Source organism: Enterobacter cloacae complex sp. 2024EL-00711, from assembly GCF_047529885.1.
Classification (GTDB): domain Bacteria; phylum Pseudomonadota; class Gammaproteobacteria; order Enterobacterales; family Enterobacteriaceae; genus Enterobacter; species Enterobacter ludwigii.
Genome location: NZ_JBLIZC010000003.1, coordinates 272,097 through 287,391, shown reverse-complemented (window position 1 = coordinate 287,391; position 15,295 = coordinate 272,097). Strand labels below are relative to the sequence as shown.

The 15,295-nt window shown below is 55.8% G+C and carries 14 protein-coding genes; 7 read left to right on the top strand and 7 right to left on the bottom strand.

Features of this window, described 5'->3' with window-relative positions; translation table 11 throughout:
• The first annotated feature begins 163 nt into the window (after positions 1 to 163).
• Positions 164 to 1,033, top strand: coding sequence for an MDR efflux pump AcrAB transcriptional activator RobA (gene robA / locus ACMVME_RS11415; protein WP_014168551.1), 870 nt, complete (start codon positions 164 to 166; stop codon positions 1,031 to 1,033).
• On the opposite strand, the gene gpmB is transcribed toward robA, so the two are convergent.
• Positions 1,030 to 1,677 (bottom strand): 2,3-diphosphoglycerate-dependent phosphoglycerate mutase GpmB, encoded by a 648-nt coding sequence (gene gpmB / locus ACMVME_RS11410; RefSeq protein WP_014168550.1) that lies wholly within the window; start codon positions 1,675 to 1,677, stop codon positions 1,030 to 1,032. The genes robA and gpmB overlap by 4 nt on opposite strands.
• Before the next feature lie 50 nt (positions 1,678 to 1,727).
• Between gpmB and yjjX the strand changes: the two genes are divergently transcribed.
• Complete coding sequence (gene yjjX, locus ACMVME_RS11405) at positions 1,728 to 2,243, top strand: inosine/xanthosine triphosphatase (protein WP_014168549.1); 516 nt, start codon at positions 1,728 to 1,730, stop codon at positions 2,241 to 2,243.
• Here yjjX and trpR read toward each other — a convergent pair.
• Together trpR and sltY are read right to left on the bottom strand one after the other, a co-directional pair.
• On the bottom strand, positions 2,234 to 2,563 hold the full coding sequence (trpR, locus tag ACMVME_RS11400; protein ID WP_020885267.1) for a trp operon repressor: 330 nt from the start codon (positions 2,561 to 2,563) through the stop codon (positions 2,234 to 2,236). The two genes, yjjX and trpR, sit on opposite strands and share 10 nt — an antisense overlap.
• 55 nt (positions 2,564 to 2,618) lie before the next feature.
• Positions 2,619 to 4,556: a murein transglycosylase gene (gene sltY / locus ACMVME_RS11395; protein ID WP_014168547.1), complete on the bottom strand. Its 1,938-nt coding sequence runs from the start codon at positions 4,554 to 4,556 to the stop codon at positions 2,619 to 2,621.
• Between the two features lie 227 nt (positions 4,557 to 4,783).
• Here sltY and ettA point away from each other — a divergent pair, with 227 nt between their 5' ends.
• Positions 4,784 to 6,451 (top strand): energy-dependent translational throttle protein EttA, encoded by a 1,668-nt coding sequence (gene ettA / locus ACMVME_RS11390; protein ID WP_014168546.1) that lies wholly within the window; start codon positions 4,784 to 4,786, stop codon positions 6,449 to 6,451.
• 67 nt (positions 6,452 to 6,518) lie between these two features.
• Here ettA and ACMVME_RS11385 read toward each other — a convergent pair whose 3' ends face one another.
• Complete coding sequence (locus ACMVME_RS11385) at positions 6,519 to 7,418, bottom strand: LysR family transcriptional regulator (RefSeq protein WP_032681692.1); 900 nt, start codon at positions 7,416 to 7,418, stop codon at positions 6,519 to 6,521.
• Positions 7,419 to 7,526: 108 nt separating this feature from the next.
• Here ACMVME_RS11385 and ACMVME_RS11380 point away from each other — a divergent pair, with 108 nt between their 5' ends.
• Positions 7,527 to 8,528: a zinc-binding alcohol dehydrogenase family protein gene (locus tag ACMVME_RS11380; protein ID WP_032679592.1), complete on the top strand. Its 1,002-nt coding sequence runs from the start codon at positions 7,527 to 7,529 to the stop codon at positions 8,526 to 8,528.
• Positions 8,529 to 8,586: 58 nt separating this feature from the next.
• Here ACMVME_RS11380 and nadR read toward each other — a convergent pair whose 3' ends face one another.
• From nadR to serB, 3 genes are read right to left on the bottom strand one after another with little or no spacing between them, the layout of a single operon-like run.
• Complete coding sequence (gene nadR / locus ACMVME_RS11375) at positions 8,587 to 9,819, bottom strand: multifunctional transcriptional regulator/nicotinamide-nucleotide adenylyltransferase/ribosylnicotinamide kinase NadR (protein ID WP_014168543.1); 1,233 nt, start codon at positions 9,817 to 9,819, stop codon at positions 8,587 to 8,589.
• A gap of 35 nt (positions 9,820 to 9,854) precedes the next feature.
• Positions 9,855 to 11,240 (bottom strand): DNA repair protein RadA, encoded by a 1,386-nt coding sequence (gene radA, locus ACMVME_RS11370; protein WP_014168542.1) that lies wholly within the window; start codon positions 11,238 to 11,240, stop codon positions 9,855 to 9,857.
• A gap of 11 nt (positions 11,241 to 11,251) precedes the next feature.
• Complete coding sequence (serB, locus tag ACMVME_RS11365) at positions 11,252 to 12,220, bottom strand: phosphoserine phosphatase (RefSeq protein ID WP_068795227.1); 969 nt, start codon at positions 12,218 to 12,220, stop codon at positions 11,252 to 11,254.
• Positions 12,221 to 12,337: 117 nt separating this feature from the next.
• On the opposite strand from serB, the gene ACMVME_RS11360 reads away from it, so the two are divergent.
• From ACMVME_RS11360 to ACMVME_RS11350, 3 genes are all read left to right on the top strand, one after another.
• Positions 12,338 to 12,982, top strand: a complete 645-nt coding sequence (locus tag ACMVME_RS11360) for a YtjB family periplasmic protein (protein ID WP_020885273.1) — start codon at positions 12,338 to 12,340, stop codon at positions 12,980 to 12,982.
• Between the two features lie 39 nt (positions 12,983 to 13,021).
• A complete protein-coding gene (gene lplA, locus ACMVME_RS11355) occupies positions 13,022 to 14,038 on the top strand; it encodes a lipoate--protein ligase LplA (RefSeq protein ID WP_068795228.1) in 1,017 nt (338 codons plus the stop codon).
• Positions 14,039 to 14,446: 408 nt separating this feature from the next.
• Positions 14,447 to 15,139 (top strand): DUF1120 domain-containing protein, encoded by a 693-nt coding sequence (locus ACMVME_RS11350; RefSeq protein ID WP_068795229.1) that lies wholly within the window; start codon positions 14,447 to 14,449, stop codon positions 15,137 to 15,139.
• Positions 15,140 to 15,295 lie beyond the last annotated feature (156 nt).

Sequence of the window (15,295 nt, the reverse complement as noted above, 5' to 3'; positions counted from 1 at the left end):
GACAAAAATGTAGCAAGATCACAGGATTAGAATATATTCACCCAAAACGAGGAACAAAAGGCATTAATGAGCAAAAAAAACACTGAATGCTAAAACATCAAAAAATGCTATTATCCGCTAACCTGTTATCAGGCACCTGCTGTTTTAAGGATGAGGATAGTATATGGATCAGGCTGGAATTATTCGCGACCTGCTCACCTGGCTGGAAGGTCATCTCGACCAGCCTTTGTCACTGGATAATGTGGCGGCTAAAGCAGGCTATTCCAAGTGGCATCTGCAAAGGATGTTCAAGGATGTCACCGGTCATGCTATCGGGGCCTATATCCGCGCACGTCGTCTGTCAAAATCAGCGGTGGCATTACGCCTGACCGCGCGGCCGATTCTGGATATTGCACTGCAATATCGTTTCGACTCGCAGCAAACCTTTACCCGCGCCTTTAAAAAACAGTTCTCGTTAACGCCAGCGCTCTATCGCCGCTCGCCTGACTGGAGCTCGTTTGGCATGCGTCCGCCGCTGCGTCTGGGCGAGTTTGCAATGCCGAAATATGAATTTATCACCCTGCCAGAAACGCACCTGATTGGTACGACGCAAAGCTACTCCTGTTCGCTGGAGCAGATTTCCGAATTCCGTCATCAGATGCGCGTTCAGTTCTGGCGCGACTTCCTGAGCCATGCACCGGCGATCCCGCCCATCCTGTATGGTCTCAACGAAACGCACCCAAGCCAGGAAAAAGACGACGAGCAGGAGGTGTTCTACACCACCGCGTTAACGCCAGAGCTGGCGAATGGCTATATTCAGGGTTCAAAGCCCGTGGTGCTGGAAGGCGGCGAATACGTGATGTTCGCTTATGAAGGGCTGGGAACGGGTGTACAGGAATTTATCCTGACCGTTTACGGAACCTGCATGCCAATGCTGAACCTGAATCGCCGTAAAGGTCAGGATATTGAGCGCTACTATCCGGCAAGCGATGCTAAACCGGAAGAAGGCCCAATCAATCTGCGTATGGAATTCTTAATTCCGATACGTCGTTAACGCTGAAGTTCGTCAAGTGCAGGGGCATCAAGATGCGAAATGTCCCCTGCCATCTCTACGACCCAACCTGACGCCAGCCACGCGCTTTCCTGATAGTCGATACGGGAAATAGAGCAGTTGCGCAGACGCAAACGGCGCTCTGCATACGCAGGTAACCCCAGAATCGTGCTCACCAGGCAGCCCAGCGCAATACCGTGACTCACCAGCAGCGGACGGCTCCCGGCCGGAAGCTTCAGGCATTCCGCCAGCGCGGCATGCATACGCACGCTCAGCTCCTGCATGGATTCGCCTTCCGGAATACGGCCATCTTCGGTGCCGTTGACCAGCGTGCGACGCCAGCCCTCTTCCGTTTCCGTCAGCGTATCAATATGCCGTTTTTCCAGCACGCCCATATCCAGCTCGCGCAGACGCGGCTCGATCATGACATCACAACCACAGGCATCGGCAATGATGCGCGCCGTCTGCTGTGTGCGACCTAAGTCGCTGGTGATAACATGCGTAATGCCCAGCGTTCTGGCGCGTTCTGCCACCTGCCACGCCTGCTGCACACCCTTTTCAGTAAGAGGACTGTCTGACTGGCCTTGAATACGTCGCTCGGCGTTCCACTGCGTCTCACCGTGGCGAACAAGGTATACCTGTAACATGCTTTTTTTCCGTTATACTGCGATGAGTTTTTTTTGAATCGAGCTTAATTATGCACCATGTTGTCTCTGCTACCACCAATCCTGCCAAAATTCAGGCAATTCTAAGGGCATTCGAAGAGATTTTCGGCGAAGGATCCTGCCATATTGATGCCATCGGCGTCGAGAGCGGCGTGCCTGAACAGCCATTTGGCAGCGAGGAAACGCGCGCTGGCGCACGAAATCGCGTGGCAAACGCCAGGGCTGCCGCACCGGATGCTGACTTCTGGGTGGCAATTGAAGCGGGTATCGACGAAGGCGCGACGTTCAGCTGGGTGGTCATCGAGAACCGTGAACAGCGTGGAGAAGCGCGTTCAGCAACCCTGCCGCTGCCAAAAATCATTCTGGAAAAAGTATCCGCGGGTGAAGCGCTCGGGCCGGTGATGTCTCAGTACACCGGCATCGATGAAATTGGCCGCAAAGAAGGCGCGATTGGCGTCTTTACCGCTGGCGCACTAACGCGTTCAGGCGTTTACCACCAGGCGGTGATTCTGGCCCTGAGCCCGTTCCATAACGCGATTTATCGCTGAGCGCCCAGCAGCACAGACTCCAGCCACTGACGCAGCTCCACCGGTGCGGATTTCAGGCTGTTCGATCCGCGGGTGATCGTTGCGATACCCGCGCCCAGCTCATTTTTGAGCTCACGCTGGCTCATCTCACCGCGCAACAGCTCTTCGATGATCCGCACGCGTGTGCCCAGGGCTTCACGCTCATCCGGCGTCAGCATCAGCTGCAATAAAGGCAAATGCAGATCCTGGTCATAAGACTGGCGGAGCAACTCCACAAAACGAAGCCACTCCTGATGACGTTGTTCGGCCATTGCCGAGGAATACGGGGAATGCTGGGTCATGTTATGCCGCCTGTTGTACTCATTAACGAGTACAGCATAACACAACCCGCCCCCATCAGTAACGTCTCTGCCACTCAGCATCGCTCATCAGGGTATCTTTTTGTCCCATGAAATAGCGATAGTAGGCGTCATAAGCCAATACGTTCTTCACGTAGCCGCGGGTTTCCGAGAACGGAATACTTTCCACAAACGCGACGGCGTCAATGCGCCCGGCGCTGTTGCCAAGCCAGGTGCGCACGCGGCCCGGGCCTGCGTTATACGCCGCCGAGGAGAAGATGCGGTTATTGCCGAACTGCTGATAAACATACTGCAGGTAGCTGGTACCGATATTGATGTTGGTCTCCGGATCCAGCAGCTGTGACGGGCTGCTGTATCCCGGGATGTTAAACATCTTCACCGTGTGCGTCGCGGTTCCCGGCATCACCTGCATCAGGCCGCTGGCCCCGACCGGAGAACGGACTTTCGGGTTCCACGCACTCTCCTGGCGGGCAATGGCCATGGCGTAGCTTTGCGGAATGTCTTTACCGCTGGTGTAGCGCTCAAACAGATCTTTATAGGCCAGTGGGAAACGCTCTTCGAGATGATCCCACAGCTTGCCAGCGATCGTTGCCTGCACGCTCAGATCCCACCAGTGGTTATCAAAGGCATAGCGGGCAAGCTGTGCCTTCTCATCGGTCGTACGGCTGGTCACCAGATTCGCCCATTCGCTACGGGCGGTATTGTCCATGTTCCAGTACATCAGCTCGCGAACGCGCGCCATTTCTGGCCCCTGAGTCAACGCCGGGTTGGCGTTAGCAGGGGCTTTATCAATGCGGAACGTGTACTCCTCACCCAAACGCTGTGCGGCCGCCATCGGATAGAACCCACGCTGCTGCATCAGCGCATGAAGGATCTCTTTGGCTTCATCGTCACGCCCGCGCTCCATCAGCAGATCCGCCTGCCAGTAACGCCATTCGTCTTTCTCTTTGGCGTCCATTGGCAGACGCGCAAGCCAGGTGTTCAGCCCCCGGCGATCGCCCGTCCCCAGCGCCATACGCACGCGGCGCTCCACCAGCGACGTGGAGTTCGAACGCATAATCGCATCGTCTCGCCAGCGCGCCTGCTCGTCGGTTACATCGGTGCTCATCAGTCGCCACGCCACAATGTCGCGCAGCTCCTGAGTTTGATCTTCATTGAGCTGCTGCGCCTGCACCAGCTGCGGGATCATCAGCCGCGCATTTTCCACGTCGTCACGCGCCACGCTGGCAAAAGCCACTGCGGCCATCTGGCGGGTAAAATCGGTCGCGCCGGTGCTGCGGGCAAAGGTCAGTACGCTGTTCGGATCGTTCGCCAGGGCGATGACGGCGGTTGAGATCGTCTGATAATCAGACGGCATTTGTCCCGCAAGCGTGGTAACCAGCCGCGTGTTTCCGGCTTTCATCGCCAGGCGAATACGTTCAAGGTACGCCAGCGGATCCTGCTTACCTGACGCACGCCATGCGCCAAAGAGGGAATCACAGGCATTTGGCTGGCTTTTTCCGGTCAACCACAGATCCTTCGCGCCTGCCCAGGCCTCTTCCTGCTGTCCGGTAACCCACTTCGCATAGTAATAGTTACACTGGGCTTCGGTGGTGTTCGGTTTTTCCGGGCTAAACGCCAGCAGCCCACGCCAGTCTTCACGACGTGCCAGCTCGTTCACAAAACGAGACTGCAGCGTCCGCGCGGGCGGCAGCGTCGGGTTCGCCTGAATAAAGTTATTCACGGTGACCGTGGGTTGATTCATGAGATCGTCAGTGATCTGCCGATACTCCAGATATGGATAGAGAGGATACGCTTTTAAGGTCGGCATCAGCGCCTGCACGGTATCCATCTGCTTATTGTCCCACGCCTGTTTAATCTGGGCGTAGCGATTACGTTGTTCATCCAGTGAATCGGCATGCACCGCCTGGCTTGCCGCCATCACGCATACGCTGGCAGCCAGCAGACGCCAGACCACCTGTTTGGCTTTTCCCACAAGCTCTTCCTCATTGTTTTTTCGTCAATTGCAGCGTCTTGCCACGTCAAAGTCTAATTAACTTATGCTAACCAGGCATCCTGCAACGCGCCACGTCGCGGACACTTTTTTACCTTTCTTGCGCGTTTTAACACTCCCGACGTTCCTGGCTGGGATTAGGACGGGAAAAAGGCTACACTTCGAGGCTGATATTCTTTCTCATCACGATAAAAGAGGCGAAGTCCAACGTGGCTCAATTCGTTTATACCATGCATCGTGTCGGCAAAGTTGTCCCGCCGAAACGTCATATTCTTAAAAATATCTCGCTGAGCTTCTTCCCGGGCGCAAAAATCGGTGTTCTGGGTCTCAACGGTGCCGGTAAGTCCACCCTGCTGCGCATCATGGCCGGCATCGATACAGACATCGAAGGTGAAGCCCGTCCGCAGCCTGGCATCAAAATTGGCTACCTGCCGCAGGAGCCTCAGCTCAACCCGGAACACACCGTTCGTGAATCCGTTGAAGAGGCGGTTTCTGACGTCGTTAACGCACTGAAAGGTCTGGATGAAGTGTATGCCAAATACGCTGAACCGGATGCGGACTTCGATAAACTGGCCGCTCAGCAAGGCAAGTTTGAAGAGATTATCCAGGCACATGACGGCCACAACCTGAACGTGCAGCTCGAGCGCGCCGCTGACGCCCTGCGTCTGCCAGACTGGGATGCGAAAATCGCGAACCTCTCCGGGGGTGAACGCCGCCGCGTGGCGCTGTGCCGTCTGCTGCTGGAAAAGCCAGACATGCTGCTGCTCGACGAACCGACCAACCACCTGGATGCGGAATCCGTGGCATGGCTGGAGCGTTTCCTGCACGATTTCGAAGGTACCGTTGTGGCGATCACCCACGACCGTTACTTCCTCGACAACGTTGCAGGCTGGATCCTGGAGCTTGACCGTGGTGAAGGCATTCCATGGGAAGGCAACTACTCCTCCTGGCTGGAGCAGAAAGACCAGCGTCTGGCGCAGGAAGCCTCTCAGGAAGCCGCGCGTCGTAAGTCTATCGAGAAAGAGCTGGAGTGGGTTCGTCAGGGCGCTAAAGGCCGTCAGTCTAAGGGCAAAGCCCGTCTGGCACGCTTTGAAGAGCTGAACAACACCGAATACCAGAAACGTAACGAGACCAACGAACTGTTTATTCCGCCTGGCGCACGTCTGGGGGATAAAGTGGTTGAAGTCACCAATCTGCGTAAGTCTTATGGCGATCGCCTGCTGATTGACGACCTGACCTTCTCCGTACCGAAAGGTGCCATCGTGGGGATCATCGGTCCGAACGGCGCGGGTAAATCCACCCTGTTCCGCATGATGTCCGGTCAGGAACAGCCAGACAGTGGTTCAATCACTCTGGGTGAAACCGTGAAACTGGCTTCCGTTGACCAGTTCCGTGACGCCATGGATAACAGCAAAACCGTGTGGGAAGAAGTCTCCGGCGGCCTGGATATCATGCGTATCGGTAACACCGAAATGCCAAGCCGCGCTTACGTTGGCCGCTTTAACTTCAAAGGCACCGACCAGGGTAAACGCGTGGGCGAGCTCTCCGGTGGTGAACGTGGTCGTCTGCACCTGGCCAAACTGCTGCAGGTTGGCGGTAACGTGCTGCTGCTCGATGAACCGACCAACGACCTGGACATTGAAACCCTGCGCGCACTGGAAAACGCCCTGCTGGAGTTCCCGGGCTGTGCAATGGTTATCTCGCACGACCGTTGGTTCCTTGACCGTATCGCAACCCACATCCTGGACTACCAGGACGAAGGGAAAGTGGAGTTCTTCGAAGGTAACTTCACCGAATACGAAGAGTACAAGAAACGTACGCTGGGCGCGGATGCGCTGGAGCCGAAACGTATTAAGTACAAACGTATCGCGAAATAAATGTAAAACGGCAACGTCAGTTGCCGTTTTTTTTGTTTGTTCCTACACCCTGTGAGTAACGCACCGTTCACCCACCCACGTAAAACCGCTTCACCTCATCACACTGCATCGCAAAGTCGATATAACGCATCAGCGCCGGCGAGTTCAGCTTGCGGCTCGGGTAAGCCAGCCACAGATCGTTCCCCTCGACGTTCCACTCCGGCAGCACCTTCACCAGCGCGCCCTTTTCAACCTTATCCTCAAGCAAAAAAGCGGGAAGCAGCGTGATCCCGGCGCCGGCGATGGCACATTCGCGCGCATACACCAGATTATCCGTCAGATGGGCGTTATCCGGCAGATAACGGTAATCCTCACTTTCGCTTTGCAGCAGCCACTCAGACCACGCCTTGTGGGTAATACAGCGGTGATCCACCAGCTGCCGGGGATGCGTCAGCGGCTCCCGGCGCGCCAGGTAAGCCGGTGAGGCCAGCATATAGCGCGGGCAATGACCGATCATACGGCCAATCAGGGAGGAGTCCTGCGGCTTACCGGTACGCAGCGCCACGTCAAAACCTGACTCGACCAGGTCGAGCACGTCGTCAGAAATGGACACGTCAAGCGAAACGTCCGGATAGCGGAGCTGGAACTCCGCATTCAAATGCGCCAGCAGCGTCGCGCCGATCCCGGCCGGGCAGGTGATGCGCAGCCGACCGCTGGGGTTTTCACGCAGCCGCTGAATGGCGTACTCCGCCCGTTCACTTGCCGCCAGCATCTCACGGCAGTGAACCAGATAGTGCTCACCGGCGAACGTCAGGTTCAGCCTGCGCGTAGTACGATTGAGCAAGCGGATCCCCACCTGCTGCTCAAGCTGACTGATTCGCTGGCTGACGCTGGATTTCGGCAGCTCAGCTTTCTGTGCCGCCGCGGTAAAGCTGCCCAACTCTGCCACCAGCGCAAACAGCGCCATGTCCTGAAGTTGTTTAAACATGATTGTTCATCCTGTACGAACACTTCGTTCTCAATTGTCCATCTTATCACGCGGCTGAGCACTTAATAGACTAGTCTCAACAACACGCTTTCCATAAAGGAGCTCACCATGTCAGTTAAAGCCATTGCCGTTAATCCAGACAGTCCTGCTGATTTCATTGAAATTACCCAACCGATGCCGCAGCCCGGCGAGCACGATCTGCTGGTTGAGGTAAAAGCCGTTTCCATCAACCCGGTCGATACCAAAGTTCACGCGGGCATCGTCAGAAGCGGCCTGACGGAACCACGCGTTCTCGGCTGGGACGCCAGCGGCATTGTGAAAGCCGTGGGTGCAGGCGTTAGCGGTTTTAAACCGGGGGATGAAGTGTGGTACGCGGGCGATATTACCCGCCCGGGCAGCAATACCACCCATCAGCTGATCGATGCGCGCATTGTCGGGCATAAGCCGGCAAGCCTCGGCTGGGCTGCCGCAGCAGCCTTGCCGTTAACCGCCCTCACCGCCTGGGAAGGATTGTTTGAACGGCTGAATATCCAGGATGCCGGCCCGGACAAAACGCTGCTCATTATTGGCGGCGCGGGCGGCGTAGGATCGCTGGCGATCCCGTTTGCGAAACATCGCAGCAACGTGAAGATCGTCGCGACCGCCTCGCGGGAAGATTCTGCTCAGTGGTGTCGCGATCGCGGTGCCGATCACGTGGTGAATTACCGGGACCTGAAAGGTGAACTGGCTAAACAGGGCCTGACGTTTGTGGATTACATTTTCATTCTCAATGATACCGACGGCCACTGGGATGCCGTCAGTGAACTGATCGCACCGCAGGGGCATATCTGCTCCATCGTTGAGAACGCACATCCGTTGAACCAGGATAAGCTGAAATCCAAATCTGCCGCGCTGCACTGGGAGTTTATGTACACCCGCAGCATGTACCAGACCGCCGACATGGCGCGTCAGGGCGAGATCTTAAACGAGGTTGCGAAGCTGGTGGATAACGGCGTGGTGGAAAGCTCACTGAGCGAAACGCTGCACGGGCTGAGCGTCGAAAGCATCACCGAAGCGCACCGAAAAGTGCTGGACGGGCATATGCGTGGCAAAGTGGTGGTGGAGTATTGAGGGGGTTGTTCCCCCTCACACCGGCCCTCTCCCTCAGGAGAGGGTTAGGATGAGGGAATTACCCCTGCTCCCCCATCATCTCTTTCACCAGCTCTACGCAGCGCAGGAAACGGCTGTCGTAATCTGACTCCTCCACATGCACAAACTCCACGTTATTTTCGTGCAGCATGTCGATGAGCATGCTCTGGAACTCTTTTCTGTCGACGGAACTGCCGAGGCTGCGGATCCCGTCGGCAACCCACGGGGTGTTGTTTTCGAGCAAAATCACCAGGTCAAAGCGGTATTCGTCTATCAGCGCCTGCACAAACGGATGCTCGCGTCCCTCGTATTTTTTGCAAAACGCCTGGGTGGTGACGAAATCGGTATCAATGAAGGCCACTTTATTGGCGTATTTCACCGCGAAATCAATGTACTGCGCATGACCGAGCGCGATTTTATCGTAGTCGGAGTACTGCAACGCCATCTCGTCACCGCCCAGATGTGAGAAGACGTAATCACGCCCGTACTCCCACGCACTGGTGGTGTTAAAGATGTTGGCCAGCTTGTTGACCAGCGTCGATTTCCCGCTCGACTCGCCGCCCAGAATCGCAACGGTGCGCACAAAGAACGGTTTTACCTCGGTTGGGATGTAATCCCAGTAGCGGAACGGGTTTTCGCGGATCAGCGCCCCGCTGATGTTCATAAAGGTACGCTTTGGATCGATCAGCACGGTTTCAATGCCCAGATGCTCGCGGAACTGCGGCGCATCGGACTCTTCAGAGGTGTAGATCCAGTTCGGGGTGATTCCCTTTTCGTCCATGAACGCTTTGACGCCATTGCTCCACACATCCCAGCCGTGCGGATACGGCTCCATGCCCTCTTCATTAAAAGCATGAATACGAATGTTTTTCTGGTACTTAAAGGTCTGCAGCAGCCAGCGCAGGCGGTCCGGCACGGTTGGCTGCTGCGACATGGCGCTGTCCTCGAACAGCTGACGGTCGCGGGTTTCATCGTAACCCATGATGATATGCAGCTCGTCCACCTGGCTACAGGCACGCTGGATCAGATAGATGTGCCCGGTATGCAGCGGGTAAAACTTGCCAAATACCACGCCGACGTTCTTTTGCATACGCGGGAATTCAAGCCCCAGAAAGCGGTGCAACGCTTCCAGCTTTTGTGCGCTGGGGCTTTTGATTTTGGCGTTCAGCAGTTGGCTCAGGTAGCCTTTGGTCATGCCGCTGGCATCCGCCACCTGCTGCAGCGTGCAGCCTTTCTGGCGGATTGCGGTCTTGATATAGTCAAATGATGACATAAATTACGGTGCCTCCTGCAAAATCGAATACGTAATTATAAGTCGTCAAAGACATTTAACGCATCTGCGAGTTTCTTCACGCCAAAGACCTGCATCCCTTCCGGGATTTTTTTCGGCACGTTGGCGGCGGGCACAATGGCGCGGCGAAAGCCGTGCTTCGCCGCCTCGGAGATGCGCTCCTGGCCGCTTGGCACCGGGCGTATCTCCCCGGCCAGACCCACTTCACCAAACACCACCAGGTCCTGCGGCAGCGGTCTGTCACGCAGGCTGGAGACCATTGCCAGCAGCAGCGCCAGATCCGCACTGGTCTCAGTGACTTTGACCCCGCCGACCACGTTGACGAACACGTCCTGATCCGCCATCTGCAGGCCGCCGTGGCGGTGCAGTACGGCCAACAGGATCGCCAGGCGGTTTTGTTCCAGGCCAACGGCCACACGCCGTGGGTTACCCATCATTGAGTGATCCACCAGCGCCTGAATTTCCACAAGCAGCGGACGCGTCCCTTCCCAGAGCACCATCACCGAGCTACCGGAGGTCACTTCATCGCCCCGGCTGAGGAAGATGGCAGACGGGTTGCTGACTTCACGCAGCCCCTGCTCGGTCATGGCAAACACGCCCAACTCGTTCACCGCACCAAAACGGTTTTTGTGGCTGCGCAACGTACGGAAACGGGAATCGGCATCGCCGTCGAGCATGACGGAGCAGTCGATACAGTGCTCCAGCACTTTCGGCCCCGCCAGCGAGCCATCTTTCGTGACGTGGCCGACCATCACAATCGCCACACCGCGCGTTTTGGCAAAGCGCGTGAGATAGGCGGCGGTTTCACGCACCTGCGCCACGCTCCCCGGTGAAGACTGGATATCCGCCATGTGCATCACCTGAATGGAGTCGATAACCATCAGCTTCGGCTGCTCTTCTTCGGCAATCATGCAGATTTGCTCGATGCTGGTTTCCGAAAGCATGTTGAGGTTGCCGGTTGGCAGGCCAAGACGGTGCGCACGCATCGCCACCTGCTGCAGGGACTCTTCACCGGTGACGTACAGGGTTTTCATCTGTTCGGCGAGCTTGCAGAGCGTTTGCAACAGCAGTGTTGATTTACCCGCTCCCGGGTTACCGCCGATCAGGATCGCACTGCCCGGCACCACTCCCCCACCGAGCACACGGTCAAACTCTTTGAATCCGGTCGAGAAACGCGGCAGCTCTTCGAGGCTGATATCCGAGAGCTTTTGCACTTTCGCGACACCGGCGTTGCCGGCATAACCGCTCAGGCGTTCATTGCGGGCCACGCTCGGCGAAGCCGCCACACCACGCACTTCGGTGATGGTGTTCCAGGCATGACAGGCGCTACATTGCCCCTGCCAGCGCGGATAATCCGCACCACATTCATTACAGACAAATGCGCGTTTTGGAGCTTTCGCCACGGTTTACCTCGTTATTTCTGGTTCACGCTGCCGGAGAGAATGCAGAACACCCCCATCAGGTCAGCATGACGGATGGTGACTTCCGTCTTTTCATTCACTTTAGGCTTGGCATGGAAGGCAATGCCAAGGCCTGCCGCTTTGATCATCGGCAGGTCGTTCGCGCCATCACCGATGGCAACGGTCTGGACGACAGGAATTTCATATTTTTCCGCCAGACGGGTCAGGGTATTGGCTTTGTACTGGGCATCCACGATATCGCCGATCACCTGGCCGGTCAGCTTGCCGTCCATGATTTCCAGCTCATTCGCCACCACGGTGGTCAGGCGCAACGTGTCGCGAAGGTAGTCGGCGAAGAAGGTAAACCCACCCGAGGCGATAGCCACTTTCCAGCCCAGCGTTTCTAACTTCAGCACCAGCTGCGTCAGCCCCGGCATTAACGGCAGCTCATCACGCACCTGGCGCAGGATGTTCGCGTCGGCCCCTTTCAGGGTCGCCACGCGCTGTCTCAGACTGGCGGTGAAATCCAGCTCGCCGCGCATCGCGCGTTCGGTCACATCGGCCACCAGCTCGCCGCTACCGGCAAGCCTGGCGATCTCGTCGATGCACTCGATCTGGATGGCGGTGGAATCCATGTCCATCACCAGCAGACCCGGCGTTTTCAGGTGTGGAATTTTGCCGAGAGGCGCCACGTCCAGGCCGGCATCATGCGCCAGGCGGGTCGCGCGCTGCGTCAGGGAACCTGCCAGGCGGATGACCTGATAATCCTCTACGCACCAGGCCGCCACGATGACCATCGCTGCACCCAGTTTGGTTTGATATTGGGTCAGGCGTTGTTTGTCCAGGCCGCGTCCGTACAGCAGCCAGCCGCTACGGCCAGCGTGGTAATCCAGAGGCATCACCTCATCACCACTTAAAGAGAGCGGCAATCCTGGCCATAAAGAGACATCCGTAGGCAGGTCGCACCAGGTAATGTTCGGCATTGAAGCTCCTGTGAATTCGTTCGCGCCGGAAGGTTCCAGAGGGAAAATAACGCATGAGGCTACCTTGTAACCATCACTTCTGGCAACATTAAGCCGTAAATTTTCAGCAGGTGGAATATGGCTCGCGCAAAACTGAAATTCCGACTTCATCGTGCCGTGATTGTCCTGATATGTCTCGCACTCTTGGTCGCGCTGATGCAAGGGGCATCGTGGTTCAGCCAGAACCACCAGCGGCAACGTAACCCGCAGTTTGAGGAACTGGCGCGTACTCTGGCGCGTCAGGTCACGCTCAACATCGCCCCAGCGATGCGCACCGAAACGCCGGACGAGAAGCGCATAGGTCAGATATTACGCCAGTTAACCGAAAACAGCCGCATTCTTGATGCCGGTGTCTACGACGAACAGGGCGACTTGATCGCCCGCGCCGGTGAGCACGTTGACGTCCGTGACAGGCTGGCGCTGGACGGCAAAAAAGCCGGCGGCTATTTCAATCAGCAGATCGTCGAACCCGTGCAGGGGAAAAATGGTCCGCTCGGGTATTTGCGGCTGACGCTCGACACCCACACCCTGCCTACCGAAGCAAAACAGGTGGACAACACCACCAATATTTTGCGCCTGATGCTGCTGCTCTCGTTGGCCATCGGTGTGGTGCTGGCACGCACGCTGCTGCAGGGTAAACGCACCCGCTGGCAGCAATCGCCTTTCCTCCTGACCGCCAGTAAATCGGTGCCCGAAGAGGACGAGGGCGATAAGAAAGAATAGTGATAAAGTAGGCTTACGATTCGGAAAAGGAACTTTGCCATGACGACGTTACGCCTGCTTATCTCTGACTCTCACGATCCCTGGTTCAATCTCGCGGTAGAAGAGTGCATCTTCCGTCAGATGCCAGCCACTCAACGGGTGTTATTTTTATGGCGCAACGCCGATACGGTGGTGATTGGCCGTGCGCAGAATCCCTGGAAAGAGTGTAATACCCGGCGTATGGAAGAGGATAACGTCCGCCTGGCGCGACGCAGCAGCGGCGGCGGCGCGGTATTTCACGACCTCGGCAATACCTGCTTTACCTTTATGGCGGGCAAACCTGAATACGATAAAACCATTTCCACCGCGATTGTGCTTAACGCCCTGACATCGCTGGGCGTTACTGCCGAAGCGTCAGGCCGCAACGATCTGGTCGTCAAAACCCCCGACGGGGATCGCAAAGTCTCCGGCTCCGCCTACCGTGAAACCCTGGACCGGGGATTCCATCACGGTACATTGTTGCTGAACGCCGACCTCAGCCGTCTTGCGAATTACCTTAATCCCGATAAGAAAAAGCTGCAGGCCAAAGGTATCACCTCCGTGCGTGGCCGCGTCGCCAACCTGATCGAATTACTGCCGGGCATCACCCACGAACAGATTTGCGATGCCATCCGCGAAGCGTTTTTCGATCACTACGGCGAGCGGGTCGAAGCCGAAGTGCTCTCCCCGGATAACACCCCTGACCTGCCAAACTTTGCGGAAACCTTTGCCCGTCAGAGCAGCTGGGAGTGGAACTTTGGTCAGGCGCCGGCCTTCTCGCACCTGCTGGACGAGCGCTTCACCTGGGGCGGCGTGGAGCTTCATTTTGACGTGGAAAAAGGCCACATTACCCGGGCGCAGGTCTTTACGGACAGCCTGAACCCTGCGCCGCTGGAGGCGCTGGCCAGCCGCTTACAGGGCTGCCTGTATCGTGCCGACACGGTGCAGTTGACATGTGAGGCGTTACGTGGCGAGTTCCCCAATCAGGCAATCGAGCTGGGCGAGCTTTCTGCCTGGCTTTCGCAGGCCGTACGCTAAACCATGTCGCCCGGCGTGCTTCGCCGGGCGAGTGATGTAACCTGTTTACGCGATAACGTCTTATTCTTATTTTTTAAGCAGGCTTCAGGGATCCAGCCTGCCCCATCTCATTAAAAAATATTATATTATCGTCGGGAAGGGCATTGAATGCTTCCCGGCCTTACGAAAACCGCTAATAACTTTCAATAATAAATTGAACAATAAAAGCGGAAATATGCCCGTAAAATGCGTGAAAATATTCACACCATCTATGCTTTTATATTTTCATTACTGCCCGTTTAGAAATTCTAAATACACCATTTAGAGCAGCCACAATATACTACCGCCCGTGGTTACACCCATATATAAAACCTATTGATTACATTACTAGTCGACAGCTCTATAATTTCTCTTCGTTAAGGAACAACAATGAAAAAAATTCTTCTTGTCGCGGCCATCGCTGCGGCAACGTCCATGACCGCAGCCCATGCGGCTAACACCGCCGTCATGAAAGTGAAAGGCAAACTGACCAACGCGTCATGTACTCCTACAATGAGCAACGGCGGTGCAGTAGATTATGGCAAAATATCAATGGGCTCACTGAGCGCGACTGAGGATAACCAGCTCGGCCAGCGTGATATCACCATGACAATTACCTGTAATTCTGCGACCAAAGTCGGCTGGACAATGTACGACAACCGCAAAGACAGTCTGGCTGATGGCCATTATATTGAAGTCGATGATTCTGCCGTTGATGGCAGCTCGACATTCAGCCCTCAGTACACAAGCGGTTTAGGTTTTACCAAAGAAGGTCAGAAGATTGGCGGATGGGCAGTGTATACCAACCTGCCATATGTCACGGTAGACGGCGCACCTGCTGATGCGATTACCGCGGGAGGCACTAATCTGACTAAATGGAATAAAAATACGACGGGTCGTCTTGTTCTGGATGACTACGAAACCATGTCCGTCGCCAAACCGGGTGAACTCGTGCCGATGGCCTTTACCGAAGCCGTATTCCCAATGAAAGTCTCCATGGCAATCAGGAATACCAACAGACTGACCATTACCGAAGATACCGAACTGGATGGTCAGGCGACCATTACGCTGAAATACCTCTAATTAAATTATCGCTCAGGCGATAACGTATCTCTGACGGCGAATTTAATTCGCCGTTTTTTATTCCTTTATTCATACTGCATCCATCATATTATTCGCAAGACGTAAATACATACATGATTGTATTTACAGCCCTTAATTAAACTCACAACCGAGTGT

Excerpts from the sequence above, each read along its gene's own strand:
- robA (WP_014168551.1), top strand. The coding sequence starts at position 164 with ATGGATCAGGCTGGAATTATTCGCGACCTGCTCACCTGGCTGGAAGGT.
- gpmB (WP_014168550.1), bottom strand. The coding sequence starts at position 1,677 with ATGTTACAGGTATACCTTGTTCGCCACGGTGAGACGCAGTGGAACGCC.
- yjjX (WP_014168549.1), top strand. The coding sequence starts at position 1,728 with ATGCACCATGTTGTCTCTGCTACCACCAATCCTGCCAAAATTCAGGCA.
- trpR (WP_020885267.1), bottom strand. The coding sequence starts at position 2,563 with ATGACCCAGCATTCCCCGTATTCCTCGGCAATGGCCGAACAACGTCAT.
- ACMVME_RS11385 (WP_032681692.1), bottom strand. The coding sequence starts at position 7,418 with ATGTTTAAACAACTTCAGGACATGGCGCTGTTTGCGCTGGTGGCAGAG.
- ACMVME_RS11380 (WP_032679592.1), top strand. The coding sequence starts at position 7,527 with ATGTCAGTTAAAGCCATTGCCGTTAATCCAGACAGTCCTGCTGATTTC.
- nadR (WP_014168543.1), bottom strand. The coding sequence starts at position 9,819 with ATGTCATCATTTGACTATATCAAGACCGCAATCCGCCAGAAAGGCTGC.
- serB (WP_068795227.1), bottom strand. The coding sequence starts at position 12,220 with ATGCCGAACATTACCTGGTGCGACCTGCCTACGGATGTCTCTTTATGG.
- ACMVME_RS11360 (WP_020885273.1), top strand. The coding sequence starts at position 12,338 with ATGGCTCGCGCAAAACTGAAATTCCGACTTCATCGTGCCGTGATTGTC.
- lplA (WP_068795228.1), top strand. The coding sequence starts at position 13,022 with ATGACGACGTTACGCCTGCTTATCTCTGACTCTCACGATCCCTGGTTC.
- ACMVME_RS11350 (WP_068795229.1), top strand. The coding sequence starts at position 14,447 with ATGAAAAAAATTCTTCTTGTCGCGGCCATCGCTGCGGCAACGTCCATG.